The 25,187-nt window shown below is 65.2% G+C and carries 19 protein-coding genes; 12 read left to right on the top strand and 7 right to left on the bottom strand.

All coding sequences use genetic code 11. From position 1 onward, the window contains the following. Positions 1–47: 47 nt before the first annotated feature. Both lolA and HV773_RS11535 read right to left on the bottom strand, forming a co-directional pair. The gene (gene lolA, locus HV773_RS11540; protein WP_129562607.1) at positions 48–758 is read right to left on the bottom strand and encodes an outer membrane lipoprotein chaperone LolA; all 711 of its coding nucleotides are present in this window, start codon (positions 756–758) and stop codon (positions 48–50) included. Between the two features lie 64 nt (positions 759–822). Further along, positions 823–3,138: a DNA translocase FtsK gene (locus tag HV773_RS11535; RefSeq protein ID WP_129562608.1), complete on the bottom strand. Its 2,316-nt coding sequence runs from the start codon at positions 3,136–3,138 to the stop codon at positions 823–825. Between the two features lie 355 nt (positions 3,139–3,493). Between HV773_RS11535 and trxB the strand changes: the two genes are divergently transcribed. Both trxB and HV773_RS11525 read left to right on the top strand, forming a co-directional pair. Then, the gene (trxB, locus tag HV773_RS11530) at positions 3,494–4,486 is read left to right on the top strand and encodes a thioredoxin-disulfide reductase (RefSeq protein ID WP_129562609.1); all 993 of its coding nucleotides are present in this window, start codon (positions 3,494–3,496) and stop codon (positions 4,484–4,486) included. Positions 4,487–4,667: 181 nt separating this feature from the next. Beyond that, positions 4,668–5,438 (top strand): Smr/MutS family protein, encoded by a 771-nt coding sequence (locus HV773_RS11525; RefSeq protein WP_129562610.1) that lies wholly within the window; start codon positions 4,668–4,670, stop codon positions 5,436–5,438. A gap of 112 nt (positions 5,439–5,550) precedes the next feature. On the opposite strand, the gene HV773_RS11520 is transcribed toward HV773_RS11525, so the two are convergent. From HV773_RS11520 to HV773_RS11505, 4 genes are all read right to left on the bottom strand, one after another. Beyond that, the gene (locus tag HV773_RS11520) at positions 5,551–6,669 is read right to left on the bottom strand and encodes an ABC transporter ATP-binding protein (RefSeq protein ID WP_129562611.1); all 1,119 of its coding nucleotides are present in this window, start codon (positions 6,667–6,669) and stop codon (positions 5,551–5,553) included. A 30-nt stretch (positions 6,670–6,699) separates the two neighbouring features. Further along, positions 6,700–7,557 carry a carbohydrate ABC transporter permease gene (locus HV773_RS11515; protein WP_174220059.1) on the bottom strand — a complete coding sequence of 286 codons (858 nt, stop codon included), beginning with the start codon at positions 7,555–7,557 and terminating at the stop codon, positions 6,700–6,702. Then, positions 7,547–8,488, bottom strand: a complete 942-nt coding sequence (locus tag HV773_RS11510; protein ID WP_129562612.1) for a carbohydrate ABC transporter permease — start codon at positions 8,486–8,488, stop codon at positions 7,547–7,549. The genes HV773_RS11515 and HV773_RS11510 overlap by 11 nt, the downstream gene beginning before the upstream one ends. A gap of 139 nt (positions 8,489–8,627) precedes the next feature. Further along, positions 8,628–9,875 carry an ABC transporter substrate-binding protein gene (locus HV773_RS11505; RefSeq protein ID WP_129562613.1) on the bottom strand — a complete coding sequence of 416 codons (1,248 nt, stop codon included), beginning with the start codon at positions 9,873–9,875 and terminating at the stop codon, positions 8,628–8,630. 631 nt (positions 9,876–10,506) lie between these two features. Here HV773_RS11505 and zwf point away from each other — a divergent pair. The 3 genes from zwf to HV773_RS11490 all read left to right on the top strand — a co-directional run bounded on the left by zwf (position 10,507) and on the right by HV773_RS11490 (position 14,642). After that, positions 10,507–11,973, top strand: coding sequence for a glucose-6-phosphate dehydrogenase (gene zwf / locus HV773_RS11500; RefSeq protein ID WP_129562614.1), 1,467 nt, complete (start codon positions 10,507–10,509; stop codon positions 11,971–11,973). A gap of 64 nt (positions 11,974–12,037) precedes the next feature. Further along, positions 12,038–12,739, top strand: a complete 702-nt coding sequence (pgl, locus tag HV773_RS11495; RefSeq protein WP_129562615.1) for a 6-phosphogluconolactonase — start codon at positions 12,038–12,040, stop codon at positions 12,737–12,739. Then, the gene (locus HV773_RS11490) at positions 12,720–14,642 is read left to right on the top strand and encodes a bifunctional transcriptional regulator/glucokinase (protein ID WP_129562616.1); all 1,923 of its coding nucleotides are present in this window, start codon (positions 12,720–12,722) and stop codon (positions 14,640–14,642) included. Before pgl ends, HV773_RS11490 begins: the two co-directional genes overlap by 20 nt. 97 nt (positions 14,643–14,739) lie before the next feature. Here HV773_RS11490 and HV773_RS11485 read toward each other — a convergent pair whose 3' ends face one another. Further along, the gene (locus tag HV773_RS11485) at positions 14,740–15,975 is read right to left on the bottom strand and encodes a Bcr/CflA family multidrug efflux MFS transporter (RefSeq protein ID WP_129562617.1); all 1,236 of its coding nucleotides are present in this window, start codon (positions 15,973–15,975) and stop codon (positions 14,740–14,742) included. A 294-nt stretch (positions 15,976–16,269) separates the two neighbouring features. Here HV773_RS11485 and HV773_RS11480 point away from each other — a divergent pair, with 294 nt between their 5' ends. The 7 genes from HV773_RS11480 (at position 16,270) to ribBA (ending at position 25,167) form a co-directional block, all read left to right on the top strand. Further along, complete coding sequence (locus tag HV773_RS11480) at positions 16,270–16,770, top strand: hypothetical protein (protein ID WP_129562618.1); 501 nt, start codon at positions 16,270–16,272, stop codon at positions 16,768–16,770. Positions 16,771–16,967: 197 nt separating this feature from the next. Next, the gene (gene hemL / locus HV773_RS11475; protein WP_129562619.1) at positions 16,968–18,266 is read left to right on the top strand and encodes a glutamate-1-semialdehyde 2,1-aminomutase; all 1,299 of its coding nucleotides are present in this window, start codon (positions 16,968–16,970) and stop codon (positions 18,264–18,266) included. Positions 18,267–18,352: 86 nt separating this feature from the next. Continuing rightward, positions 18,353–19,519 (top strand): bifunctional diaminohydroxyphosphoribosylaminopyrimidine deaminase/5-amino-6-(5-phosphoribosylamino)uracil reductase RibD, encoded by a 1,167-nt coding sequence (gene ribD / locus HV773_RS11470; RefSeq protein WP_129562620.1) that lies wholly within the window; start codon positions 18,353–18,355, stop codon positions 19,517–19,519. Between the two features lie 44 nt (positions 19,520–19,563). Next, complete coding sequence (locus tag HV773_RS11465) at positions 19,564–20,199, top strand: riboflavin synthase (protein WP_129563381.1); 636 nt, start codon at positions 19,564–19,566, stop codon at positions 20,197–20,199. Positions 20,200–20,506: 307 nt separating this feature from the next. Then, positions 20,507–21,607 (top strand): acyltransferase family protein, encoded by a 1,101-nt coding sequence (locus HV773_RS11460; protein ID WP_129562621.1) that lies wholly within the window; start codon positions 20,507–20,509, stop codon positions 21,605–21,607. 335 nt (positions 21,608–21,942) lie between these two features. After that, on the top strand, positions 21,943–23,772 hold the full coding sequence (locus HV773_RS11455; protein ID WP_129562622.1) for an ABC transporter ATP-binding protein: 1,830 nt from the start codon (positions 21,943–21,945) through the stop codon (positions 23,770–23,772). A gap of 237 nt (positions 23,773–24,009) precedes the next feature. After that, positions 24,010–25,167 carry a bifunctional 3,4-dihydroxy-2-butanone-4-phosphate synthase/GTP cyclohydrolase II gene (gene ribBA, locus HV773_RS11450; RefSeq protein WP_129562623.1) on the top strand — a complete coding sequence of 386 codons (1,158 nt, stop codon included), beginning with the start codon at positions 24,010–24,012 and terminating at the stop codon, positions 25,165–25,167. The last annotated feature ends 20 nt before the right edge of the window (positions 25,168–25,187 follow it).

Raw genomic sequence — 25,187 nt, 5'->3', positions numbered from 1 at the left:
CGACTCAATCGAGCCGCCCCTTTTTTTGCTGCATCACACCGCGAGCATCAGTTCCCGCCGCCCGTGATCAGGTCGGCGCCCTTGGGCCGCACGAACTTGAAGGTCGATGCCGGCAGCGACGGATTCTTCTCGATGTTGGAGAACGTGAGCAGCGTCACGTTGCCGAACACGTCGTGCAATTCCATCGCTTCGAGGTTGCCGTCGCGAAAGCCAATGCCCACGCTCTTGAACTGCGTGTCTTTCGACTTGGGCACCAGTTCCAGCCAGTCGATGCCGTTCTTCACGCCCGCGTCGGAGAGCGTGAAGTTCTTGTCCAGATCGTTGCTGCCGAACAGGATGGCCGCCGGGCTCGCACCGAGCGCGCCGCCGAGCTTGCGCTCGGTGACCTGGTTCAGGTCCTTGTCGTAGACATAGAGATTGTCGCCATCGGATTGCAGCAGTTGCTGATACGGCTTCTCATAGGTCCAGATGAATTTGCCGGGGCGCGCGAACACGAACGTGCCGCTCGACGTCTTGGCGTTCGCCGTGGCCGTGGCGATGGCGTCGCTCGCGTTCTTCGCGTTGGTAGGCGTCTTGAGTTCGCGCTGCACGAAGTTGCCGCGCGCGGCGTGCACCTGCGAGACGAACTGCTTCAGTTGATCGGTGCCGCTCGCCCAGGCGTGCGACGCCATCACGAGCGACGCGCCAAGCGCGACAAAGATTGCGCGGCCCGCGCGGCCCAGCGTCAAACGGGTCTGTTGTCCAACCGGAAACTGCATCTGTCGTTCTCCAATAACCAAAATGCGACCACCCTGTGTGCCCGCGCCGACCTTCAGCGTGGACTCAATCGACCTCGCGCGTGGGCGCGAGAATTTCGCGGTTGCCGCTCGAAGACATCGCCGAAACGAGTCCCGATTGCTCCATCTGTTCTAGCAGGCGCGCCGCGCGGTTATAGCCGATGCGCAGATGCCGCTGCACGAGCGAGATCGACGCGCGCCGGTTCTTGATGACCACCTCGACGGCCTGGTCGTAGAGCGGATCGGACTCGTCGCCAGTGCCGGAAGCGCTCGCCGAGCCTTCGTCGCCCTCGCCCGCCGTGCCGCCTTCGAGAAGACCTTCGATATAGTTCGGCTCGCCCTGCTCCTTGAGCTTGTCGACCACGCGATGCACTTCTTCGTCGGCGACGAACGCCCCGTGCACGCGCACGGGCAGCCCCGAGCCCGGCGGCAGGTAGAGCATGTCGCCCATGCCGAGCAGCGACTCGGCGCCCATCTGGTCGAGAATCGTGCGCGAGTCGATCTTCGACGACACCTGGAACGCGATGCGCGTAGGCACGTTGGCCTTGATAAGGCCGGTGATCACGTCCACCGAAGGCCGCTGCGTCGCGAGAATCAGGTGGATGCCCGCCGCGCGCGCCTTCTGCGCGATGCGCGCGATCAGCTCTTCGACCTTCTTGCCGACCACCATCATGAGGTCGGCCAGTTCGTCGATCACCACGACGATATGCGGCAGCTTTTGCAGCGGCTCCGGATCGTCGGGCGTGAGGCTGAACGGGTTCGGAATCTTTTCCTCGCGCTTGTTCGCCTCTTCAATCTTGTTGTTGTAGCCCGCGAGATTGCGCACGCCCAGCTTGCTCATGAGCTTGTAGCGGCGCTCCATCTCGGCCACGGTCCAGTTCAGCGCGTTGCCGGCCTGGCGCATGTCGGTCACGACCGGACACAGCAGATGCGGAATGCCCTCGTAGACGCTCATTTCAAGCATCTTCGGATCGATCAGGATCATGCGCACCTGCTCGGCGCTCGCCTTGTAGAGCAGCGAGAGGATCATCGCGTTGATGCCCACCGACTTGCCCGAGCCGGTCGTGCCGGCCACGAGCAGGTGGGGCATCTTCGCGAGGTCGGCGCAAACCGGCTTGCCGCCGATGTCCTTGCCGAGACCCATGGTGAGCGCCGAAGGCGCGTCGGCGTAGACAGCCGAGCCGAGGATTTCGGACAGGCGCACGGTCTGGCGGCGCTGGTTCGGCAGCTCGAGCGCCATGTAGTTCTTGCCGGGGATCGTCTCCACCACGCGGATCGAAACAAGCGAGAGCGAGCGCGCGAGATCCTTCGCGAGGCCCACGATCTGGCTGCCCTTCACGCCGGTGGCGGGTTCGATCTCGTAGCGCGTGACGACCGGGCCCGGATACGCGGCCACCACGGCCACGTCCACGCCGAAGTCCTTGAGCTTTTTCTCGATCAGGCGCGAGGTGAATTCGAGCGTATCGTCGGAAATCGTTTCCTGGGTCTTGGGCGGGGGGTCGAGCAGCGCGATCGGCGGCAAGGTGGAGTCGCCCGGCAGATCGGTGAAGAGCGGCACCTGGCGCTCCTTCTCCACGCGTTCGGAACGCGGCGGCGTGACCACGGGCGGCACGATCGTGACCGGCTCGTGCTCCTCGATCTTCACGCGGCCGCGCTCGACCTTGCCTTCGCGCTTGACCGCGGCGGCCTCGCCGAGCTTGCGGTCGCGGCCCGCTTCGCGGCGCAGTTGCGCCATGGTCACGGCGTTGATGATCGACTCGCCCACCCGTTCGGCCACGCTCAGCCACGAAAAACGGAAATACAGCGACAAACCGATCGCGAGCGCCAGCAGCAGCGCGAGCGTGCCGCCCGTGAACCCCAGCGCGCTCGACACGCCGCGCGCCACCGCCTCGCCCACCACGCCGCCCGGCGCGCGCGGCAACTGCACCTTGAGCGACCACATGCGCAGCGCCTCGATACCGTCGCAGGCGAGCAGCACGAGCACGAACGCGAAGCCATCGGCGATCCAGCCATGGTCGCGCGGCTTTTCGTCATCGTCCTCGGGGATCGCTTCGTGACGCGTGATGCGCTGGTAATTCTTCGAAATGTGGCGCGCGAGCAGCACGACCCACCAGTAGGCGGACAGGCCGAACAGCAGCAGCAGGATGTCCGAGGTCCATGCGCCAACGCGCCCCGCCCAGTTCGAGATATGGTCGACCTGGGCGGCGTGGGTCCAGCTCGGGTCGCGGCGGCTGTAGCTGATTAGCGCCATCAGCAGGAACACGCCGAGCGCGACCTGCAGGATCCAGCGGATTTCGGTGAAAAGACGCGACATGCGGTTAGGCAATGCCTGCGCCTGCGCGGAAAAAGGAGCTTTGGCCATTGAATCCTGGTGATTCTTGATGCTTGCGCGGTCCGGGCGCACTGCCGGGGGCTCCGGCAGACCGGCGCGGCCGCCGACGTCTGATCCGGGCTATTGTAAACGCGTTGTTTAGACCCCGGCTGCCCCAACGCTGTAAATGAGGGTAACTGGCAACGCCGCTGCGGGAGTCGAACGAAGGCTATCGCGCCGATGAGAAACCGCGATGGAGCAGCGAACGCCCCCGGCCTTTATAATTGCGGGCTGATGCCCAACTACCTGCGTATGCCCCGCCGCACTCACGACGGGCGGCCACCTGCGGATCCAGACCACTGGCCCAGGAACCCGCGCCACGCAGCGCCTTCTACGGAATTCGATCATGTCCGCAACCAAACACGCCAAAGTCCTGATTCTCGGTTCCGGCCCCGCCGGCTACACGGCAGCCGTCTACGCGGCGCGCGCGAACCTTTCGCCGCTGCTTGTCACCGGCCTCGCCCAGGGCGGCCAGCTCATGACCACGACCGACGTGGAAAACTGGCCCGCCGACCCGAACGGCGTGCAGGGCCCGGAACTGATGCAGCGTTTTCTCGAGCATGCCGAGCGCTTCAACACGGAAATCGTGTTCGATCACATTCACACGGCCAAGCTCGATGAGAAGCCCATCCGCCTGATCGGCGATTCGGGCGAGTACACCTGCGATTCGCTGATCATCGCGACCGGCGCATCGGCGCAATACCTCGGCCTGCCGAGCGAAGAACTGTTCATGGGTCGTGGCGTCTCCGCCTGTGCAACCTGCGACGGCTTCTTCTACCGCAACCAGCACGTCGCCGTGATCGGCGGCGGCAACACGGCGGTCGAGGAAGCGCTCTATCTCGCCGGCATCGCGAAGAAGGTCACGGTCATCCACCGCCGCGACAAGTTCCGCGCCGAGCCGATCCTGATCGACCGCCTGCTGGAGAAGGAAAAGGAAGGCGTCGTCGAAATCAAATGGGACCACGTGCTCGACGAAGTGCTCGGCAATGATGGCGGTGTGAACGGCCTGCGCATCAAGAACACGAAGACCGGCGCAACCACCGATCTCGACCTCCAGGGCGTGTTCGTGGCGATCGGCCACAAGCCGAACACCGACATCTTCGCAGGCCAGCTGGAGATGAAGAACGGCTACATCATCACGAACGGCGGCCTGAACGGCAACGCTACGGGCACGAGCGTGCCGGGCGTGTTCGCGGCCGGCGACGTGCAGGATCACGTCTATCGCCAGGCCATCACGAGCGCCGGCACGGGCTGTATGGCCGCACTCGACGCGCAGCGCTATCTGGAAACCGTCAGCGAGATCGGAGCGCACGTGATGAGCGCCGAAGCCGAGCGCTGATCGGATCCACGCGAGCCGTTAAAATAGCGCCATCGAGCCAGATGACGCGCTGAAAAGAGGGCCGCGGCCAGCCAGCCGGCGGCCCTCTTCTTTTGCGGCGTTCTTTTGCCGTCTTTTTTGCAGCGTTTTTCGCGTGCCACGCTGAACGCACGCCACTGAGATTCATCCAGCGTCTTTCGCCATGCCCAAGAACGTGCCCCATCCGGGCGAGCCCAAGCGCCCCGCCCCCACGCGCCCCGCCGCGCCGAGCGTCGCGCCCGAGCCCGCCCCCGAACCCGGCAAGGCCGCCTCCGGCTTCGCCGGACTCGGCAGCCTGCGCGATGCGCTCAAGACGCAAACGCGCCAGCGCGAGCGTGAACGCGCGACCGCCCAGGCGGCGCGCGTAGAAGCCGCAGCCGACAGCGACCTGTTCCGCCGCGAAATCGGCCAGATCGCGCCGCTCAAGCAGCCGCCGCGCGCGCAGCCGCGCCGCCAGGCGCCCGTGCCGCTGCCACTGCAAACGCGGCTCGACGAGCAGGCGGTGCTGCACGAAGCGATTTCCGACGACTTCGACCCCGAAGCGCTGCTCGACACCGACGACTCGCTCTATTACCACCGGCCCGGCGTAAGCGAGGAAGTCGTCAAGAAGCTGCGGCGCGGGGCGTGGATCGTGCAGGCGCAGCTCGACCTGCACGGCATGCGCCGCGAGGAAGCGCGTGAGGCAATGCAGACCTTCATCCGCGAGGCAGGCAAGCGCGGGCTACGCTGCGTGCGCGTGATTCACGGCAAGGGGCTCGGCTCCGTGGGCAAGGAGCCCGTGCTCAAGGGCAAGGTGCGCGCGTGGCTCGTGCAGAAGGAAGAAGTGATCGCATTCTGCCAGGCGCGGCCGCACGACGGCGGCGCGGGCGCAGTGCTCGTGCTGTTGCAGCCGCATTCGCACGGGCATGGACAACATCACCCGCACGCGGGCTGAGCGAAATCTTCAAGAAAAAACCCCGTCGCTGCTCACGCAGCGGCGGGGTTTTTTATCGCTTACTGCACCAGAAGCGCACCAGTAAAACCTGGCGCGAATCGATCAAAGCCACTCAGGCAATGCGCTCTTCGGTCTTCGGATCGAACAGCACGGCCTTCGACACGTCAAACAGCAGCTCCATGTTATTGAGCGGCTGCGGATTCGCGCCCGGGTGCACGCGGCTCACGACGCGCTTGCCGTTGACCTGCGCGAACACGAGCGTGTCCGGGCCGGTCGGCTCGATCACGTCGACCTTCACCGTGTGGCGCTGCAGCTCGTGGCCGTGGCCGTCGTGCGAGCTGCGTGCGTCGGTGATGCGCTCCGGACGCAGGCCCAGCACCACCTCCTGACCGATGTTGCCGCGCACCTTGTTCGCCTCGAACGGCAGGTTCAGCACGTTGCGCGCCACGCCCGTATCGAGTTCGATGCCCACGCCCGAGCCCTGCTCCACCAGCTTGCCGTTGATGAAGTTCATCGGCGGCGCGCCAATGAAGCCCGCGACGAACAGGTTCGACGGCGAATCGTAGATGTCCTGCGGCGCGCCGAACTGCTGCACGATGCCGTCCTTCATCACCGCGATGCGGTCGCCGAGCGTCATCGCCTCGATCTGGTCGTGCGTCACGTAGACGATCGTCTTGCCCACACGCTGATGCAGCAGCTTGATTTCCGAACGCATCTCGATACGCAGCTTCGCGTCGAGGTTCGAGAGCGGCTCGTCGAACAGGAACATGATCGGGTCGCGCGCGAGCGCGCGGCCCATGGCGACGCGCTGACGCTGACCGCCCGAGAGCTGACCCGGCTTGCGGTCGAGCAGATGCTGGATCTGCAGCATGCTCGAGACGCGATCGACGATCTGCGTCTGCTCGGCCTTCGGCACCTTGCGGATATTCAGGCCGAACGAGATGTTCTCGCGCACCGTCATCGACGGATAGAGCGCGTACGACTGGAACACCATCGCAATGTCGCGATCCTTCGGCGAGAGGTTGTTCACCACCTTGCCGTCCATCATGATCTCGCCCTTGGTCACGGTTTCGAGACCCGCAATCATGTTGAGCAGCGTCGACTTCCCGCAGCCCGAGCCGCCGACCAGAATCAGGAACTGGCCGTCTTCGATGTCGATGTTCACACCCTTGAGGACGGGCACCCCGTTCGGGTAGGTCTTGTAGACGTCGCGAATGGAAAGGCTTGCCATGCTAGAAATCCTTTTAATCGAATGAGCTTATTAGCCCTTCACCGCGCCCGCCGTGAGACCGCGCACGAAGTAGCGGCCGGCGATCACGTAGACGAGCAGCGTGGGCAGCGCGGCGATGATCGCGCCGGCCATGTCGACGTTGTATTCCTTCACGCCCGTGGACGTGTTCACGAGATTGTTCAGCGCCACCGTGATCGGCATCGAATCGACACCCGAGAACACGATACCGAACAGGAAGTCATTCCAGATCTGCGTGAATTGCCAGATCAGGCACACCATGAAGATGGGCAGCGAGATCGGCATCATGATGCGCGTGAAGATCATGAAGAAACCGGCGCCGTCGATGCGCGCGGCCTTCACGAGTTCAGCGGGCACGCTCACGTAGAAGTTGCGGAAGAACATCGTGGTGAACGCGATGCCGTATACCACGTGCACCAGCACCAGCCCGCCGATCGTGTTCGAGAGGCCGAAGAAGCCTTCGAGACGCGCCATCGGCAAGAGGATCGCCTGGAACGGAATGAAGCAGCCCACCAGCAGCATCGTGAAGAGCGCATCCGCGCCACGGAAGCGCCAGTGCGTGAGCACGTAGCCGTTGAACGCGCCGATGATCGACGAAATCAGCACGGCCGGAATCACCATCTTCACCGAGTTCATGAAGAACGGCTGCATGCCGTCACAGCGCACGCCGGTACAGGCGTGGGCCCACGCCTTCACCCACGGCGCGAAGGTCGGGCTCGTCGGCAGCGTGAGCATGTTGCCCGTGTGGATCTGGTCGAGCGACTTGAACGAAGTCGACAGCATCACATAGAGCGGGAACAGGAAGTACAACGCGAACAGGATCAGCGCCGCGTACACGAACACGCGGCTCACCTTCATCTTAGGCTGCATTGCGCGTGCTCCTCGATTCCAGGTACATGAGCGGCACAAGCACGGCCACCACCGTCGCGAGCATCATCATCGACGACGCTGCGCCGACACCGAGCTGCCCGCGGTTGAACGAAAACGTGTACATGAAGATGGCCGGCAGCGACGAAGACGTGCCCGGGCCGCCCGCAGTCAGCGCGACGACGAGGTCGAAGGTCTTGATCGTGATGTGGCACAGGATCAGCAGCACTGAGAAAAACACCGGACGCATGCTCGGAATGACGATCTTGCGATAGATCGTGGGCAGCGTCGCGCCGTCTACCTGGGCGGCCTTGAAGATTTCGCTGTCGACGCCGCGCAGGCCCGCGAGGAACAACGCCATGCAAAAGCCGGTGGACTGCCAGACGGCGGCAACCACGATACAGAAAATCGCCTTGTCCGGGTCGTTGAGCCAGCCGAGCTGGAAGCTCTTCCAGCCCCAGTCGTGCAGCACCTGCTGAATGCCGAGGTCGGGGTTGAAGATCCACTGCCACGCCGTGCCCGTGACGATGTACGAAAGCGCCATCGGATAGAGAAACACCGCGCGCAGCGCGCCTTCCTGGCGAATCTGCTGATCGAGCAGGATCGCGAGGAACAGCCCGAGCACCACGCAGACGGCGATGAACGGGATGCCGAACCAGCCGAGGTTCTGCGCCGAGGTCCACCAGACATCGTTGCTGAAGAGCTCGCTGTAGCGGTCGAAACCGGCGAATTCGTAACGCGGCATCAGCCGCGAATTCGACAGCGACAGATAGCCGGTGATGGCGATGAAACCATAGACAAACACGAGGCTGATCAGAATGCTGGGCGAAAGCACCAGCTTCGGAATCCAGCGGTCTGCGAGCGCCGCCATGGGCGACGCTCGGCCTGTGGCAGGCGTGGCCGCCTTGCCGTTGCCGCTAAGAGAAGCAGTCACTGCGCAACTCCTGGTACGGTGCGAAACATTACGGACTCCGCACGATAATGGGGTTAGGTTTGACCCGTCATGCCCGGAGTGCGCCGCGCACGGCGCACTCCGCCTGTTTCATTGCAACGACTTCAAAAACCCGCTTCGCTTACTTGGTCTTGGCGGCCTTCGCGAGCGCTTCCACCGCGCTCTTCGAATCCTGGTTCGAGTTCATGAACTTCGTGACGACGTCGGTGATCGCACCGGCCGTGGCGTCCGCCTGAGCCATGCCGTGCGCGAGCGACGGCACATAGCCGCCGGCCTTGATCGCGGCTTGCTCATCCGCGTACGACTGCTTGCCGCACGCATCGAACTTGCTCATGTCCACGCCCAGACGCACCGGGATCGAGCCCTTGTACAGGCTGAACTGCTCCTGGAAAGCCGGGCTCATGATCGTCTTCGCCAGCGCGATCTGACCCGGCGTGGCCGCCTTCTGGTCCTTCTGCTGGAAGAACACGAACGAGTCGACGTTGAAAGTGTAGGCCTTCGAGGTGCCCGGCACCGGCGCGCAGACGTAGTCCTTGCCCGGCTCCTTCTTCGCACCCTCGAACTCGCCCTTGGCCCAGTCGCCCATGAACTGCATGCCGGCTTTGCCGTTGATGACCATCGCCGTGGCGAGGTTCCAGTCGCGGCCCGTGCGCGCGTTATCCATGTACGACTCGATCTTGCGGACCGTGTCGAACACGCCCACCATCTGCTGCGAAGTCAGCGTCTTCTGGTCGAGATCGACGAGCGCCTTCTTATAGAAGTCCGCGCCCTGCGAAAGCACCACGTCTTCCCACAGCGTCAGGTCCTGCCACGGCTGGCCGCCCGCCGCAACCGGCTGGTAGCCCGCGGCCTTGAGCTTGTCGGCGAGCGCGAAGAACTCCGGCCACGTGGTCGGCGCCTTGCCGCCTACCTTGTCGAGCGCGGCCTTGTTGATCCACAGCCAGTTCACGCGGTGCACCGAGAACGGCGCGCCGACGTAATGGCCGTCCGCGCGCATGATCTTGTCGATTTGCGGCGGCAGGTTGGCCTTCCAGTCGCCGGCGGCCGAATCGATCGGCACCAGCACGCCCTGCTGCGCCCATTCCTGGATCAGCGGGCCCTTGATCTGGGCTGCCGTGGGTGCGTTACCCGAGATCACCTGGGTCTTCAGTGCGGTCATGGCCGCCGCGCCCGCGCCACCGGCGACCGCGAAGTCCTTCCACACGTAGCCCTGCTTCTGCATGTCGTCCTTCAGCACGCCGACCGCCTTCGATTCGCCGCCCGAAGTCCACCAGTGCAGCACTTCGAGAGATTCGGCTGCCTGCGCGGTCGCAACGCCTGCCATGAGACCTGCGGCGCACAGGGCGCCCATGATCGCTCGGAATTTCATTGTTTATCTCCTCCAGACACCTGATCAGTAAAAACGAGTTGGCCCCTGATGTCGCCAGGGTGCGGTGTGGTTAATACAGGCACAAAAACAGGTAAAACACTGGACGGTCGGGCGCCGGAATGCCGCGCGCGCAGGTGATTCGACGCGCGCGGGCCGCGTGCCGGGGTCCGGCCGCTGGACGCTCAAGAGATGAGTGGTTCGGAATACAAAGACTGTCTCCTCTTTTGATTTTCTCCGGCCGCGCTCGCAGTCGCGACGCGTGGCCAGTCGAGGCGCCGCGCGCCATGCTTGTGCACGATCAAGCAGCGCGGTGGCCGAACCTCCCCCACTTCTGGGCGTCCGGCAGGTACATGAACGGATCCATTGTCCGTTAACATGTGGGACGTTCCGCCCATCTACGAAAACGCGCGAAAACATGCGCACGATTGCCGCAAACCCATGCTGCGCCTCGCTTGCCCACGCTTTTTTCATCGAATGAACGTTACCTCTTGATTTGGATTGTAGTTAAACTACAATTCAGTGTCAAAAAAAATTTTATCGGACTACGGCCGCCTGGCGGAGCACGATCGGCATCCCGCCGCGGCCCCGCCGGAACTTGTTCCCGCGGCATTTCTGGACTGTGACGGAGACTATGCAAAGCCCTAACGATTCAGGTTTCACGTTCGTGCTCTTCGGCGCCACTGGCGACCTGTCGATGCGCAAGATCCTGCCGGCCCTGTTCGAGGCGCACCGCTCGGGCATGCTCGCCGCGTCGGGGAAAATCGTGGGCGTCGCGCGCCACGAGGACACCCGCGACCAGTACCTCCAGTGGGTCAACGAGCACGTCAAGCCGCACGTCTCGAAGAACGGCCTCGACGAAGTCGCCTGGGCGAGCTTTCTCGAGCGCATTGTCTATGTGAAGCTCGACCTCTCGCGCGCCGAAGACTTCACCACGCTGCGTGACGGCATCGCAGAACTGCCCGGCATCCGCGTGTTCTATCTGGCCACGGGCCCGTCGCTGTTCGTGCCGATCTGCCACGCGCTCGCCTCGGTTGGCCTGAACCAGAACGCGCGCATCGTGCTGGAAAAGCCGCTCGGCTACGACCTCAAGTCGTCCAACGCGATCAACGACGCCGTCGGCGAAATCTTCGCCGAAGAGCAGATCTACCGGATCGACCACTATCTCGGCAAAGAGCCGGTGCAGAACCTGCTCGCGCTGCGCTTCGGCAATGCGCTGTTCGAGCCGCTGTGGCGCCGCGAATGGGTCGAGAGCATCCAGATCACCATTGCGGAAGAACTCGGCGTGGAAGCGCGCGGCGACTTCTACGACAACACCGGCGCGCTGCGCGACATGGTGCAGAACCACTTGCTCCAGTTGCTCTCGATCGTCGCCATGGAGCCGCCGCATTCGATGGATTCGGACTCGGTGCGCGACGAGAAGCTGCGCGTGCTGCGCGCGCTCAAGCCCATCAATCCCGCCGATATCAGCAAGGTCGCCGTGCGCGGCCAATACCATGCGGGCGTGATCCGCGGGCAGCAGGTGCCGGGCTACGCGACCGAGCACGGCGTGAAGCCCGATAGCCGCACTGAAACCTTCGTCGCGCTGAAGGTCGAGATCGAGAACTGGCGCTGGGCCGGCGTGCCCTTCTTCCTGCGCACGGGCAAGCGTCTGGCCGACCGCGTCGCGGAAATCGTGGTGAACTTCCGCCCCGTGCCGCATTCGGCGCTGGGTCCGACCGCGCTGCGCGCGGGCTCGAACCGTCTGGTCATCCGCTTGCAGCCCAATGAGACCATTCGTCTGTACTGCCTCGCCAAGCAGCCCGGCGAGGGCATGAATCTCTCGAGCGTTCACCTGGACCTCGCGTTCGACCAGTTCTTCCGCGAAGGCCAGATGGAGGCGTATCAGCGTCTCTTGCTCGACGTGATCAACGGGCGCCTCGCGCTCTTCGTGCGCCGCGACGAACAGGAAGCCGCGTGGAAATGGGTCGAGCCCATCCTCAACGAATGGGCCGCCACGCCGCGCCCGCCCAAGCCTTACGCGTCGGGCACATGGGGACCGGCGGCTTCGAGCGCGATGCTGGCGCAGCACGGCACCTGCTGGCTCGAAGAAGAGAATTGACCGGACCGATGAACACCCCCGCGAACATCCCCGCGGATCGATAAAAAAGCAGCCTGGAGGAGAAGTGATCGAGCTTCACGTATTCGACGACCCGCGCGTCCAATCCGACGCGCTGGCGCGAGCCGTGGGCGACGCGCTACATGCGTCGCTCGCCGCTCTTGCTGCCGCGCCCGGCACCGGTGCGCGCCGTGCAACGCTCGCGGTTTCCGGCGGCACGAGCCCGCGTCCGTTTCTCGAAACCCTGTCGACGCACCGCTTCGACTGGGCGCACACTGACATCACGCTGGTGGACGACCGCTGGGTGCCCGAGACCGATTCGGCCAGCAACGCACGCCTCGCGCACGAGACCCTGCTGAAGAACGAGGCGGCGCAGGCGCGCTTCCTGCCGCTCGTCGACGTCACGCAAGACCTGGATGCGCACGTGGCCGCGCTCAACTCGGACCCGCAGCGCCGTGTGCCCAACGTCGCGGTGCTCGGCATGGGTGAAGACGGCCACACGGCGTCGATCTTTGCCGACGCGCCCGAATGGCGCGAGGCCATCACCACGGCGCGCCCGTTCGTCGCCGTGCATCCGCGGGCCGCGCCGCACGCGCGCGTCTCGTGGTCGATGCAGGCGCTGCGTCAGGTCGATCGCCTGTTCCTGCTGATCGCGGGCCAGCGCAAGCTCGACGTGCTGCAACAAGCCGCTGCCGCGGAACAGAACAACGCCATCTCGAAGCTGGCGAACGACAAGGGAGTGAGACTCGATGTCTACTGGTGCGCCTAACAAATCCGCCGCTGGCGCGGGTCAGCACGCCGACGGACCGAGGCTGCTCGCCGACATCGGCGGCACTAACGCGCGCTTCGCTCTGGAAACGCGCCCGGGCGAGATCGGCCAGGTGCGCGTCTATCCGTGCGCCGACTACCCGGGCGTCGCCGATGTCATCCAGCAGTATCTGAAGGACACGAAGATCGGCCGCGTGAACCACGCCGCCATCGCCATCGCGAACCCGGTGGACGGCGACCAGGTGCGCATGACCAATCACGACTGGACCTTCTCGATCGAAGCCACGCGCCGCGCGCTCGGTTTCGACACGCTGCTGGTCGTGAACGACTTCACCGCGCTCGCGATGGCCTTGCCGGGCCTGACCGACGCGCAGCGCACCCAGGTAGGCGGCGGCCAGCGCCGCCAGAACAGCGTGATCGGCCTGCTCGGACCGGGCACGGGCCTCGGCGTCTCGGGCCTGATTCCCGCCGACGACCGCTGGATCGCGCTCGGCAGCGAAGGCGGCCATGCCAGCTTCGCGCCGCAGGACGAGCGCGAAGATCTCGTGCTCCAGCACGTGCGCAAGAAGTGGCCGCACGTGTCGTTCGAGCGCGTCTGCGCGGGCCCCGGCATCGAGCTGATCTATGGGGCGCTTGCCGCACGCGACAAGAAGAAGGTGGGCGCGGACATCAACACGGCCGAGATCGTCAAGCGCGCGCACGACGGCGACGCGCTCGCGGCGGAAACCGTCGAATGCTTCTGCGGCATTCTTGGCAGCTTCGCGGGCAACATCGCGATGACGCTCGGCTCGCTCGGCGGCATCTATATCGGCGGCGGCGTGGTGCCGCGTCTGGGCGAGCTTTTCATGCGCTCGTCGTTTCGCCAGCGCTTCGAGGCCAAAGGCCGCTTCGACGCCTATCTCGCGAACGTCCCCACCTACGTCATCACCGCCGAATATCCGGCGTTTCTCGGCGTCTCGGCCATCCTCGCGGAGCAGCTTTCGAACCGCGCGGGCGGCGGATCGTCGGCGGTGTTCGAGCGCATCCGCCAGATGCGCGACGCGCTCACGCCCGCCGAGCGGCGCGTGGCCGACCTCGCGCTCAACCATCCGCGCTCGATCATCAACGACCCCATCGTCGATATCGCGCGCAAGGCCGATGTGAGCCAGCCCACGGTGATCCGCTTTTGCCGCTCGCTCGGCTGCCAGGGGCTCTCGGACTTCAAGCTCAAGCTCGCCACGGGCTTGACCGGCACGATTCCCGTGAGCCACAGCCAGGTGCATCTGGGCGACACCGCGACCGACTTTGGCGCGAAGGTGCTCGACAACACCGTCTCGGCCATCCTGCAACTGCGCGAGCATCTGAACTTCGAGCAGGTCGAGCAGGCCATCACGCTGCTCAACGGTGCGCGACGCATCGAGTTCTATGGCCTAGGCAACTCGCATATCGTCGCGCAGGACGCGCACTACAAGTTCTTTCGCTTCGGCATCCCGACTATTGCTTACGGCGACCTGTACATGCAGGCGGCGTCCGCCGCGCTGCTCGGCAAGGGCGACGTGATCGTGGCCGTGTCGAAGTCGGGCCGCGCGCCCGAACTCTTGCGCGTGCTCGACGTGGCGATGCAGGCCGGCGCGAAGGTGATCGCGATCACGTCGAGCAATACGCCGCTCGCCAAGCGCGCGACCGTGGCGCTCGAAACCGATCACATCGAGATGCGCGAGTCGCAGCTTTCGATGATCTCGCGCATCCTGCATCTGCTGATGATCGACGTCCTCGCGGTAGGCGTCGCGATCCGCCGCGCCTCGCCCGAAGGCGATCTGAGCAACGCCGTCGAAAAGGTCCGCGAGCAGGCCGACGACGACGCCTCCGCCGTGCTCGACTGGCTGAGCCACGGCGCGTCATCGTCGGCGCGCGCGAGTGATTGACGCAACTGCGTGAAGCAAACGCGTGAAGCAAACGTGCGATGAAATGAACAGCGGGACGCCAAGGCGTCCCGCTGTTCATTGTGCGTGAGCGCTGCGCTTACGCGTCCGATGCCGCCTGATTCACACCCGGCGCGGGGCGGCCATGCCACTTCACGACGATGCGGCGGCCGACCCAGGTGAGCGCGCCGCACGCGCCGATCGTGCAGCCCATGCCGACCGGCGAAACGCCCGGGAACCAGCCGACCACGACGCTCGCGAATGCGCCCAGCGCGAGCTGCGTCGCGCCGAACACGGCCGCCGCCGCGCCGGCGTTCTTCGGGTAGCGGTACATCAGATCGGTCGCACAGTTCGCGCCCAGCAGCCCCACCACGCCCACCACGAAGAACAGGCCCGCCACGATCGACCACAGGCCGCCCCACCCCGTCACGCACACGAGCGCGACGAAGAACGACGCGGCGATGCTCACCGTGGAAGCCATCGACACCATGCGCAGCGTGCCCATGCGCCCGATAAAGCGCGTGTTGAGAAAGTTGCCGAGCATGATGCCGAACACGTTCACGCCGAAGAACAGCCCGTAGTGCTGCGGCGACACATGAAAGTACTCGATATAGACGAACGGCGTGGCCGAGATATAGGTGAACATCGCGGCGAACGCCATGCCGCCGCACAGCATGTGACCCCAGACGAGCGGGTCGCGCAGCAGCCGCTCGTACGCCATGAACGAGCGCAGCACGGCGCCGCTCTCGCGCTTCTCGGCGGGCCAGGTCTCGGGCACGCGCAGCCAGGCGGCGGCGGCGCACGCGAGGCCGAACAGCGTGAGCGCGACGAACACCACGCGCCAGCCGCCGAGCAGCAGCAACTGCCCGCCGATGAGCGGCGCGAGCAGCGGACCAATCGACGTGACGATGGCGACCATCGAGAGCACCTTGGCGGCGTCGGACGGTTCGTGCGCGTCGCGCGCGATCGCCCGCGCGAGCACCGAGGCCGCGCCCGCGCCGAGCGCCTGCAAAAAGCGCACGACCGTGAGTTCGCCGATTGAATACGAGAACCAGCAGGCGATGCTCGCGAGCGTGAAGAGCGCGATGCCGCCCAGCAGCACGGGGCGGCGGCCGTAGGCATCGGAGAGCGGGCCGTAGAGCAGCATGCCGATCGAGAAGCCCGCCATGAAGCTCGTGAGCGTCCTCGCGGCCGCGGCCGCGCTCACGCCGAACGACTGGGCGATGGCGGGCAGGCTCGGCAAGTACATGTCGGTGGCGAGCGGGCCGCAGGCGGCGAGCGCACCGAGCAACAGAATCAGCCGGCCATCGGGCCGGCGTCGCGGGGAATGGGGCATGGGATCGACCAGGAGCGGACCGTCGCCGAAGGCGCGGTCCCGGTGTTCTGGGCCGCTTCAGCATGGACCGGCTGGGTCTCATTCGCGATGCAAGTACGACGCGAATGACGCGAAAAGCGGCTACATAGCCGAAGCATTGTACCCGACGCTTAAATTCCGCTTTATCCCACTTTGTGCCTGGTTCAAGGCCTGGTTCAAGGCCTGGTTCAAGGCCTGGCGAGGCGCCGCGCGCGCTTTACGCTAAGCTGCGCCCTTCCCCGTTCTTCAATGCGCCGCAAGGCGCGAGCTTCGTTCATGAGCGCTTACCTGCTGATCTGGAGCCCCAAGAAGTGGCCCTGGCCTGAGCTGTCCGATTTCGCGCGCCGCGTGCAGGAAGGCGCTGCCGTCGCCGACACCTGGGGCTGCGGCTTCGCGCGCGGCATCCTGCCCGGCGACCGTGTATTTCTGCATCGCGTCGCCTCCGAGCCGCGCGGCCTGTTCGGCTCCGGCTACGTGACGCGCGCGCCCTACGAGGTGCCCGATCCGGCGTACAAGCGTGGCTACCGGCTGTGCATCGACTTCGTCTATGACTGGCTCGTCGATGCCAACGACAATGTCGTCATCGCGCGCGACGCGTTGCGCATTCATCCGTTTTCGGTGCAGACATGGGACGCACAAAGCTCGGGCACCGTCATCAAGCCGATTGCCGAGGGCGCGCTGGAGAAGCGCTGGGCCGAGCTGACCGGCAAACGGCCCATGCCGGCCGCCGCGGTTGCGGCGGTTGCAGCGTTTGACCAGGCCACGCGCCGTCCGTAGCGGCCCTCGGCCCATTCGGCGCGAGTCCGGTACAATTTCGGCATTGCCGCCCCATCGCTGGCGCCCGGCCCGGCACCTCATCTGGCCGGCCCCAGGCCGCATGGGTCCGAGCGTCGGCGCGCCAAGGCCCCGCCTGCCGCGCGCCTGATCACGCCACTGCAGTCACCGCACAAACCACTCTCGCAGGTCCAGCACCCATGTCCAACACCTCGTCCACGAACCAGGCCCTCTTCGAACGCGCCCAGCGCACCATTCCGGGCGGCGTCAATTCGCCTGTGCGCGCGTTCCGCTCGGTCGGCGGCACGCCGCGCTTCATCGAGCGCGCGCAAGGTGCGTACTTCTGGGACGCCGAAGGCAAGCGCTACATCGACTACATCGGCTCGTGGGGCCCGATGATCGTCGGCCACGTCCACCCCGAGGTGCTCGAAGCCGTGCAGCGCGTGCTCGTCAACGGTTTCTCGTTCGGCGCGCCTACCGAAGCCGAAATCGAAATCGCCGAGGAAATCTGCAAGATCGTGCCGTCGATGGAGCAGGTGCGCATGGTGTCGAGCGGCACCGAAGCCACCATGAGCGCGCTGCGGCTCGCGCGCGGCTTCACGAAGCGCGACCGCATCGTGAAGTTCGAAGGCTGCTACCACGGCCACGCCGACAGCCTGCTCGTGAAGGCCGGCTCGGGCCTGCTCACGTTCGGCAACCCCACGTCGGCGGGCGTGCCGGTGGACATCGCCAAGCACACCACGGTGCTCGAGTACAACAACGTCGCGGCGCTCGAAGAAGCGTTCAAGGCGTTCGGCGACGAGATCGCCGCCGTGATCATCGAGCCGGTCGCCGGCAACATGAATCTCGTGAAGGCCACGCCCGAGTTTATCGGCACGCTGCGCAGCCTCACGGCGAAGCACGGCAGCGTGCTGATCTTCGACGAAGTGATGTGCGGCTTCCGCGTGGGCCTGCGCGGCGCGCAGGCGCTCTACGGCGTGCAGGCCGACCTCGTGTGTCTGGGCAAGGTAATCGGCGGCGGCATGCCGGCGGCGGCGTTCGGCGGCCGCCGCGAGATCATGGACCATCTCGCCCCCAACGGCGGCGTGTATCAGGCAGGCACGCTCTCGGGCAACCCGATCGCCGTGGCCGCGGGCCTGAAAACGCTGCAACTGATTCAGGCACCGGGCTTCTACGACCGGCTCACGGCGCAGACCGCGCGTCTCGCGCAAGGCCTCTCGCAGGCCGCGCGCGAAGCGAACGTGCCGTTCGTCGCGGATTCGGTGGGCGGCATGTTCGGCCTCTATTTCGCCGACAAGGTGCCGGGCAGTTTCGCCGAAGTCACCAAGAGCGACGTGACGCGCTTTAACCGCTTCTTCCATCAGATGCTGGACGCGGGCGTGTACTTCGCGCCGTCGGCCTACGAGGCAGGCTTCGTGTCGAGCGCGCACGACGACGCGCTCATCGACGAAACGATCGCCGCCGCGCGCCGCGCCTTCGCCGAACCCGCCGCGCAGTAAAGCACGCAATAAGGCGCACCCACCGTCAGCCGAATGCGGGGCACACGCCCCGCTGCCCACCCGAAACGCCCCGGAGCCCGCACGACATGTTTTCGCAAGCCGATTTCACCTACATGGAGCGCGCGCTCGCCCTCGCGGTGCGCGGCCTGTACACGACCGATCCGAATCCGCGCGTCGGCTGCGTGCTGGTGAAGGACGGCGTGGTGATCGGCGAAGGCTTTACCCAGCCCGCCGGCCACGACCACGCCGAAATCCAGGCGATGAAGGATGCGCGCGCGCGCGGCCACGAAGTGCGCGGCGCCACCGCCTATGTGACGCTCGAGCCGTGCAGCCATTTCGGCCGCACGCCGCCCTGCGCGAATGCGCTGATCGAAGCGAAGGTCGCGCGCGTGATCGCGGCGATGGAAGACCCGAACCCGCTCGTTTCGGGGCGCGGCCTTTCGATCCTGCGCGGCGCGGGCATCGAAGTGCGCTGCGGTCTGCTCGCCAACGAAGCACGCGAACTCAATATCGGCTTCGTCTCGCGCATGACCAGAAAGCGCCCGTGGGTGCGCATGAAAGTGGCGGCCACACTCGACGGCCGCACCGGCCTGCCCTCGGGCGAAAGCCAGTGGATCACGGGCGAAGCCGCGCGCGCCGACGGCCATGCCTGGCGCGCACGCGCCTCGGCCATCCTCACGGGCATCGGCACCGTGAAGGAAGACGACCCGCGCATGACCGTGCGCGCGATCGACACGCCGCGCCAGCCCAAACGCATTCTCATCGACAGCCGCCTCGACGCCTCGCCGCTCTCGCAGATCTTCGTGGGCGCGCCCACGCTGGTGTTCTGCGCCACACTCGACGACAGCAACGCCGAGCGCGCCGAGGCGCTGCGCGCGCGCGGCGCGGAAATCGTCGCGATCGGCAACGCCAGCGGCAAGGTGGACCTGCCCGCGATGCTCACGGAGCTGGCCAAGCGCGGCGTGAACGAACTGCACGTGGAAGCCGGCTACAAGCTCAATGGATCGCTGCTGCGCGAAGGCTGCGTGGACGAACTGCTCGTCTATCTCGCGCCCTCGCTGCTCGGCACGGACGCGCTCGGCATGTTCAATCTTGCCGCGCCCACAAAGCTCGATGCGCGCACGCGCCTCGTGTTCCACTCGGTCGAACGCCTCGCCGAGGATCTGCGCATCCTCGCGCGCCTCGTGCCCGATGACTCGAATGCGCCCCACAACGCGGACGCAGATGCGCACGCGCATGGAGACGCATCATGATTGTTTCTGACGAACTGAACGCACTGAACACAAAGGACAGCCAGATGTTTACCGGAATCGTCGCGGCCGTGGGCCGCATCGAATCGATCAAGCCGCTCGGCAGCGACGCCGACGCGGGCGTGCGACTCACCGTCAACGCAGGCGGCCTCGACCTCGAGGACGTGCAGCTCGGCGACAGCATCGCCATTCAGGGCGCGTGCATGACCGTCATCGAAAAGTCGGCAACCGGCTTCGACGTGGATGTCTCGCGCGAAAGCCTGAACCGCACCGTGGGCCTCGCCGACACCGGCGAAGTGAACCTCGAAAAGGCGCTGCGCGCGCACGACCGCCTCGGCGGCCATATCGTCTCGGGCCACGTGGACGGCCTCGGCACCGTCACGCGCTTCGCGCCCGTGGGCGAATCACACGAATTGCGCGTGCTCGCACCGGCGGAGATCGGCCGCTATCTGGCCTACAAGGGCTCGGTCACCGTCAACGGCGTGAGCCTGACCGTGAACTCGGTGGACGACCGCGCGGACGGCTGCGAATTCTCGATCAACCTGATTCCGCACACTGTTGAAGTGACCACGCTCAAGCACCTCGTGGCGGGCGCAAAGGTGAATCTCGAGATCGATTTGATTGCGCGGTATGTGGAGCGGATGCTCAGCGCGTCTCAGGACACCCATAAGTCGTTTAAATAATTCTGTTTTACTAAAATTCACTGTCTCCCCCGGCCTCGCTAAACGCTCGATTTGGCGGCTGCATTCCTGACGGTATACGGCTGTTTTCCGCGGTTCTTATACCGTCAGGCCTCCAAAATTCCGGCTTTTTGGCCCATTCAACGGTGTCGGAAATTTTCAGCTCAAACCGACCCTGATTCCAGGTCAGCCTCAGCTTCTCAACTCCAGTCCAACTATGCGATCCACAGGGTGCGCTGGAGAACACTGATTCCGCGCATTTAGGCATGAAATAGAGCCCTAATCCTGCAATATTGGGGGCATAAAGAATATGCGCAACGGGGACAGCAAGCCACATTTCATTGTGCTGGATGGGCTACGCGGTATCGCCGCTATCGCGGTGGTCTGCCTTCATGCCATTCAGCTACTCGCCGATGGACATCCCGCTATTCAGGCCCCGGCTTTGGCGGTCGATTTTTTCTTCTGTCTGAGCGGATTCGTCGTTGCCTATGTCTACGGAAGCCGACTCGATGCCGGCATGTCATTGGGCGAGTTTGTGGCCAAACGCGCACTTCGGCTCTGTCCAATGATCTTCCTGGGCGCCACGCTTGGAGCGGGCGTGCTCGTCATGGGCGCACTGCATCGAGGTGGCCTTGGCCTTGACGTTCTTGTCGAGGTGACGAGTGCCTTCCTGCTCATCCCGGCTGGGCTGTTCTTCGGACTGCAGGCTTACCCAGTAAGCAATCCTATGTGGTCCCTGTTCTTCGAATGCTTCGCCAACATCGTCTACGCAATGTTTCCGCGCCGCAGTCTCGCGTTTCTTTACGTCGTTCTGGCCATCTCGGCTTTGGCGCTCGTACAAGTCTCGTACACCTACAATGGCCTGGACGCGGTTGGCTTCAACGACTGGAACGCCTTCGTGTCCGGTTTCGTGCGAGTCTGCTACCCCTTCCTGGCAGGCACCTTGATCTGCCGACTTCAGGTCTATAAAAAACTGCCTTCGATCCCTGCTGCCGTGGTAATTGCAATGCTGATCGCAACACTGTCGATTGACATGCATCCCACCTGGGTCTACCAGGCAGCGTGCTCTCTCCTCGTCTTCCCGGTCATCGTTGCCATCGCAGCCAACTCGCAGCCCGTAGCGTTGCACGGCGTGTTGACGTGGCTTGGCAATATCTCCTATCCGCTGTATCTAATACATCATCCACTGCTGCGTATAGTCAGGAATGTCGCCGTGCTGTCCGCCATGAGCCGGAATCATCCGCTCGCGATGATAGTCGTCTGCGTCGTCGCATCCTGCGCACTGGCGACGCTGGTATTGCACGCTTACGACGAGAAAGTCAGGCGTTGGGCAACGGCCGTGTTGGGTCGCCGCCTTGGATTTGCTCCCGCTCCCCCTAACACGGCGCGAGCGCAACTTCAGCATCACTGATAAAATCCGCCCTATTCTCTCGCGCTCGCCTTTTGACGCGCCGCGCGTTCCCCACCCGAACACCATGAAGGAGGCAAAGATGGCAGTAATCGAGATGGCCGCCGTCATGCCACCGGTTCGGGTGATGCCACACTTCACGCACGCCCCGCTTCCGGCACGCTGACTGCGTCCGCCGCACCGCGCGGCGCGTCATGGGCGGCGATCTAGCCGCCGCGCCGCTTTCCAGCGATTTCGAGGATTGACGTTCGGCATCAAGTGCCTGAACGCGCGAACCCCGTTTTCCGTTCATCACATTCCTGAAAAGTCTTCAGGCCTCGCGCCCGAAGCCTCTGTCCATGGCAGACCAAGACAAACAATCCGTTTCCGGCGGACAAACGTTCCGCAACGTTCTCGGCTTCACGTTCCGGCAGTGGTCGCGCCAGCCGCGCCGCGTAGGCGCGGTGGCCCTTGCCGCGCTGCTGGGCGCGCTCGCCGACGTGCTCACGCCGCACTACGCGGGCCAGCTCGTCGACGCGCTCGCGCACGACGCCTCGAGCGGCAATGCCGCCGCCTGGCATGCCGCCGTCACGGCGTTCTGGGCGCTGACGGCGCTCGGGCTCGCCGGCACGCTGATGCGCCAGGCCGCGTTCCAGAACATCATCGTGCTCACGCTCAGGATGATGAGCGAGATCGCCACACACGCGTTTCACCGCGTGCAGCGCTTCTCCACCGACTGGCACGCAAACAGCTTCGCCGGCTCGACCGTGCGCAAGATCACGCGCGGCATGTGGGCGCTCGATCTGCTCAACGACACGCTGCTCGTCGCGCTGTTTCCGTCGCTCGTGATGCTGGTGGGCTCGACCGCCCTGCTCGCGCTGCAGTGGCACGTCATGGGACTCGTGGTCGGGATCGGCTCGGCGCTTTATCTCGCCATCACCGTGTCGCTGTCGCTGTTCTACGTCGCGCCGTCCGCGCGCCTCGCGAACCAGTGGGACACGAAAATGGGCGGCGCGCTCGCCGACGCCGTCTCGTGCAACGCCGTCGTCAAGGCCTTCGGCGCGGAAACGCGCGAAGAGGCGCGGCTCGCGCGCGTGATCGACAAATGGGACAGCCGCACGCGCCGCACCTGGCGGCGCGGCACCTTCAACGGCGGCGTGCAGGGCGCGCTGCTGGTGGCCATGCAGGCGGCCATACTCGGCGCGGCGCTCCTGCTGTGGGCCCGCGGGCTCGCGAGCGTGGGCGACATCACCTTCGCGCTCACGCTGTTTTTCCTCCTCAAGGGTTATCTGCGCGACGTGGGCATGCACGTGCGCAACCTGCAACGCTCGGTCAACGACATGGAAGAGCTGGTGATGCTCGAAGCCCAGCCGCTCGGCATCGAAGATGAAACGGGCGCGCCGCCGATCGTGATCGATCGGGGTGACATCCGCTTCGAGAACATGACGTTCCGCTACGGCGCGCACGAGCGGCCGCTCTACGCGAATCTTTCGCTGCGCATCGCGCCGGGCGAGCGCGTGGGTCTGGTCGGCCATTCGGGCTCCGGCAAAACCACGCTCATCAAGCTGATCCAGCGCCTCTACGACGTTTCAGACGGCCGTATCACGATCGACGACCAGGACCTCGCGCAGGTGCAGCAGGCGTCGCTGCGCTCGCAAATCGCCATCGTGCAGCAGGAGCCGGTGCTGTTCCACCGCTCGCTTGCCGAGAACATTGCCTATGCGCGGCCCGGCGCGACTCACGACGAGGTCGTGCGGGCGGCGAAGCTCGCGAGCGCGCACGACTTCATCATGGCGCTGCCGCGCGGCTACGAAACGCTCGTGGGCGAGCGCGGCGTGAAGCTCTCGGGTGGCGAGCGCCAGCGCGTGGCGATCGCGCGCGCGTTCCTTGCAAACGCACCGATTCTGATCTTCGACGAAGCGACCTCCAGCCTCGACAGCGAAAGCGAAGTGCTGATCCAGCAGGCGATGGAGCGGCTGATGGAGGGGCGCACGACGGTCGTGGTCGCGCACCGGCTTTCGACCGTGCGCGCGCTCGACCGCCTGCTGGTGCTCGAGCGCGGGCGTGTTGCGGAGGAAGGCACACACGATGAACTCGTGCGCCGCGAGAACGGGCTGTACCGGCGCCTGTTCGAGCGCCAGGCGCTGGAGCTCACGAAGGGACTCGCCGACGATGTCGTGCTGCGCTGAACAGCGACGGAACAGCGTCTGAAAATCGACATTGTCGCGAAAGCGCCACTCAGAGGCCTGCTGGCCGTTCGGCCAACCCTCGCGTGCACTCGACCCGCGCCCGGCCAGGCGCACGTCCGGCGCCGGCGAGCCCGCCCAGGTGCGCGCCAGCCCCAAAACTCTCCGCCCACCCTCCGTTCTGAGCGACGCGCCCGCCCGCGTGGCGTAAAATGTGCGCTTTCCAGCCAAAATCCCACCATGACGCTCGCCTCCACCCTTGAAATCATCGCCGAGCTCAAAGCCGGCAAGATGGTGATCCTCGTCGACGAAGAAGACCGGGAAAACGAGGGCGACCTCGTCATCGCAGCGGAGTTCGTTACGCCCGAAGCCATCAACTTCATGGCGAAGTACGGCCGCGGCCTGGTCTGCCTCACGCTCACACAGGAGCGCTGCAAGCTGCTCAACCTGCCGCTCATGACTTACCGCAACGGCACGCAGTACGGCACGGCGTTCACGGTCAGCATCGAGGCGGCCGAAGGCGTCACCACCGGCATCTCCGCCGCCGACCGCGCGCGCACGATCCAGACGGCCGTGGCGCACGATGCGCGCGCCGAGCACATCGTGCAGCCGGGCCACGTGTTCCCGATCATGGCGCAGCCCGGCGGCGTGCTCGTTCGCGCGGGCCACACCGAGGCCGGTTGCGACTTCACCGCGCTTGCTGGCCTCACGCCGGCGGCGGTGATCTGCGAGATCATCAAGGACGACGGCACGATGGCGCGCCTGCCCGATCTCATCGAGTTCGCCAAGGAGCACAACATCAAGATCGGCACCATCGCCGACCTGATCCACTATCGCAGCCGCACCGAGTCGATCGTCGAGCGCGTGGCCGAACGCACCATGCACACCGCCCACGGCACGTTCCGCGCGATCATGTACGTCGACCAGCCCACCCGCACGCCGCACATCGCTCTCGTACGCGGCACGCCCAAGCCCGAAGAGGACACGCCAGTGCGCGTGCACGAGCCGCTCTCGGTGCTGGACCTGCTGGAAACGGGCTCCTCCACGCACTCGTGGACGCTCGACGCCGCCATGCGCGAAATCGCCGAGCGCGATCTCGGCGTGATCGTCATGCTCAACTGTGGCGACACCAAGGAACATCTGATCGACGTCTTCAAGGCGTTCGACCAGAAGGAGCGCGCAGAGGCGCTCGCGCGCCGGCCCGTGGACTTCAAGACCTACGGCATCGGCGCGCAGATCCTGCGCGAACTCGGCGTGGGCCGCATGCAGGTGCTCTCCAAGCCGCGCCGCCTCGGCAGCATGTCGGGCTACGGCCTCGAAGTCACCGGCTTCGTGCCGATGCCGGGCAGCGAAGCCGAAGCGCCCTGCCCGCCGGAAGCCGACCGCCCGGCACATTAAGCCGCAGGCCCCACTTCACG

Source organism: Paraburkholderia caffeinitolerans (assembly GCF_902859945.1).
In the GTDB taxonomy this organism is placed as follows: Bacteria; Pseudomonadota; Gammaproteobacteria; order Burkholderiales; family Burkholderiaceae; genus Paraburkholderia; species Paraburkholderia caffeinitolerans.
The sequence above is the reverse complement of the archived record's forward strand: the minus strand, read 5'-3'. Positions and strand labels throughout refer to the sequence as shown.

Coding starts and splice junctions, on each gene's coding strand:
- lolA (WP_129562607.1), bottom strand. CDS start 758: ATGCAGTTTCCGGTTGGACAACAGACCCGTTTGACGCTGGGCCGCGCG.
- HV773_RS11535 (WP_129562608.1), bottom strand. CDS start 3,138: ATGGCCAAAGCTCCTTTTTCCGCGCAGGCGCAGGCATTGCCTAACCGC.
- trxB (WP_129562609.1), top strand. CDS start 3,494: ATGTCCGCAACCAAACACGCCAAAGTCCTGATTCTCGGTTCCGGCCCC.
- HV773_RS11525 (WP_129562610.1), top strand. CDS start 4,668: ATGCCCAAGAACGTGCCCCATCCGGGCGAGCCCAAGCGCCCCGCCCCC.
- HV773_RS11520 (WP_129562611.1), bottom strand. CDS start 6,669: ATGGCAAGCCTTTCCATTCGCGACGTCTACAAGACCTACCCGAACGGG.
- HV773_RS11515 (WP_174220059.1), bottom strand. CDS start 7,557: ATGCAGCCTAAGATGAAGGTGAGCCGCGTGTTCGTGTACGCGGCGCTG.
- HV773_RS11505 (WP_129562613.1), bottom strand. CDS start 9,875: ATGAAATTCCGAGCGATCATGGGCGCCCTGTGCGCCGCAGGTCTCATG.
- zwf (WP_129562614.1), top strand. CDS start 10,507: ATGCAAAGCCCTAACGATTCAGGTTTCACGTTCGTGCTCTTCGGCGCC.
- HV773_RS11490 (WP_129562616.1), top strand. CDS start 12,720: ATGTCTACTGGTGCGCCTAACAAATCCGCCGCTGGCGCGGGTCAGCAC.
- HV773_RS11485 (WP_129562617.1), bottom strand. CDS start 15,975: ATGCCCCATTCCCCGCGACGCCGGCCCGATGGCCGGCTGATTCTGTTG.
- HV773_RS11480 (WP_129562618.1), top strand. CDS start 16,270: ATGAGCGCTTACCTGCTGATCTGGAGCCCCAAGAAGTGGCCCTGGCCT.
- hemL (WP_129562619.1), top strand. CDS start 16,968: ATGTCCAACACCTCGTCCACGAACCAGGCCCTCTTCGAACGCGCCCAG.
- ribD (WP_129562620.1), top strand. CDS start 18,353: ATGTTTTCGCAAGCCGATTTCACCTACATGGAGCGCGCGCTCGCCCTC.
- HV773_RS11465 (WP_129563381.1), top strand. CDS start 19,564: ATGTTTACCGGAATCGTCGCGGCCGTGGGCCGCATCGAATCGATCAAG.
- HV773_RS11460 (WP_129562621.1), top strand. CDS start 20,507: ATGCGCAACGGGGACAGCAAGCCACATTTCATTGTGCTGGATGGGCTA.
- HV773_RS11455 (WP_129562622.1), top strand. CDS start 21,943: ATGGCAGACCAAGACAAACAATCCGTTTCCGGCGGACAAACGTTCCGC.
- ribBA (WP_129562623.1), top strand. CDS start 24,010: ATGACGCTCGCCTCCACCCTTGAAATCATCGCCGAGCTCAAAGCCGGC.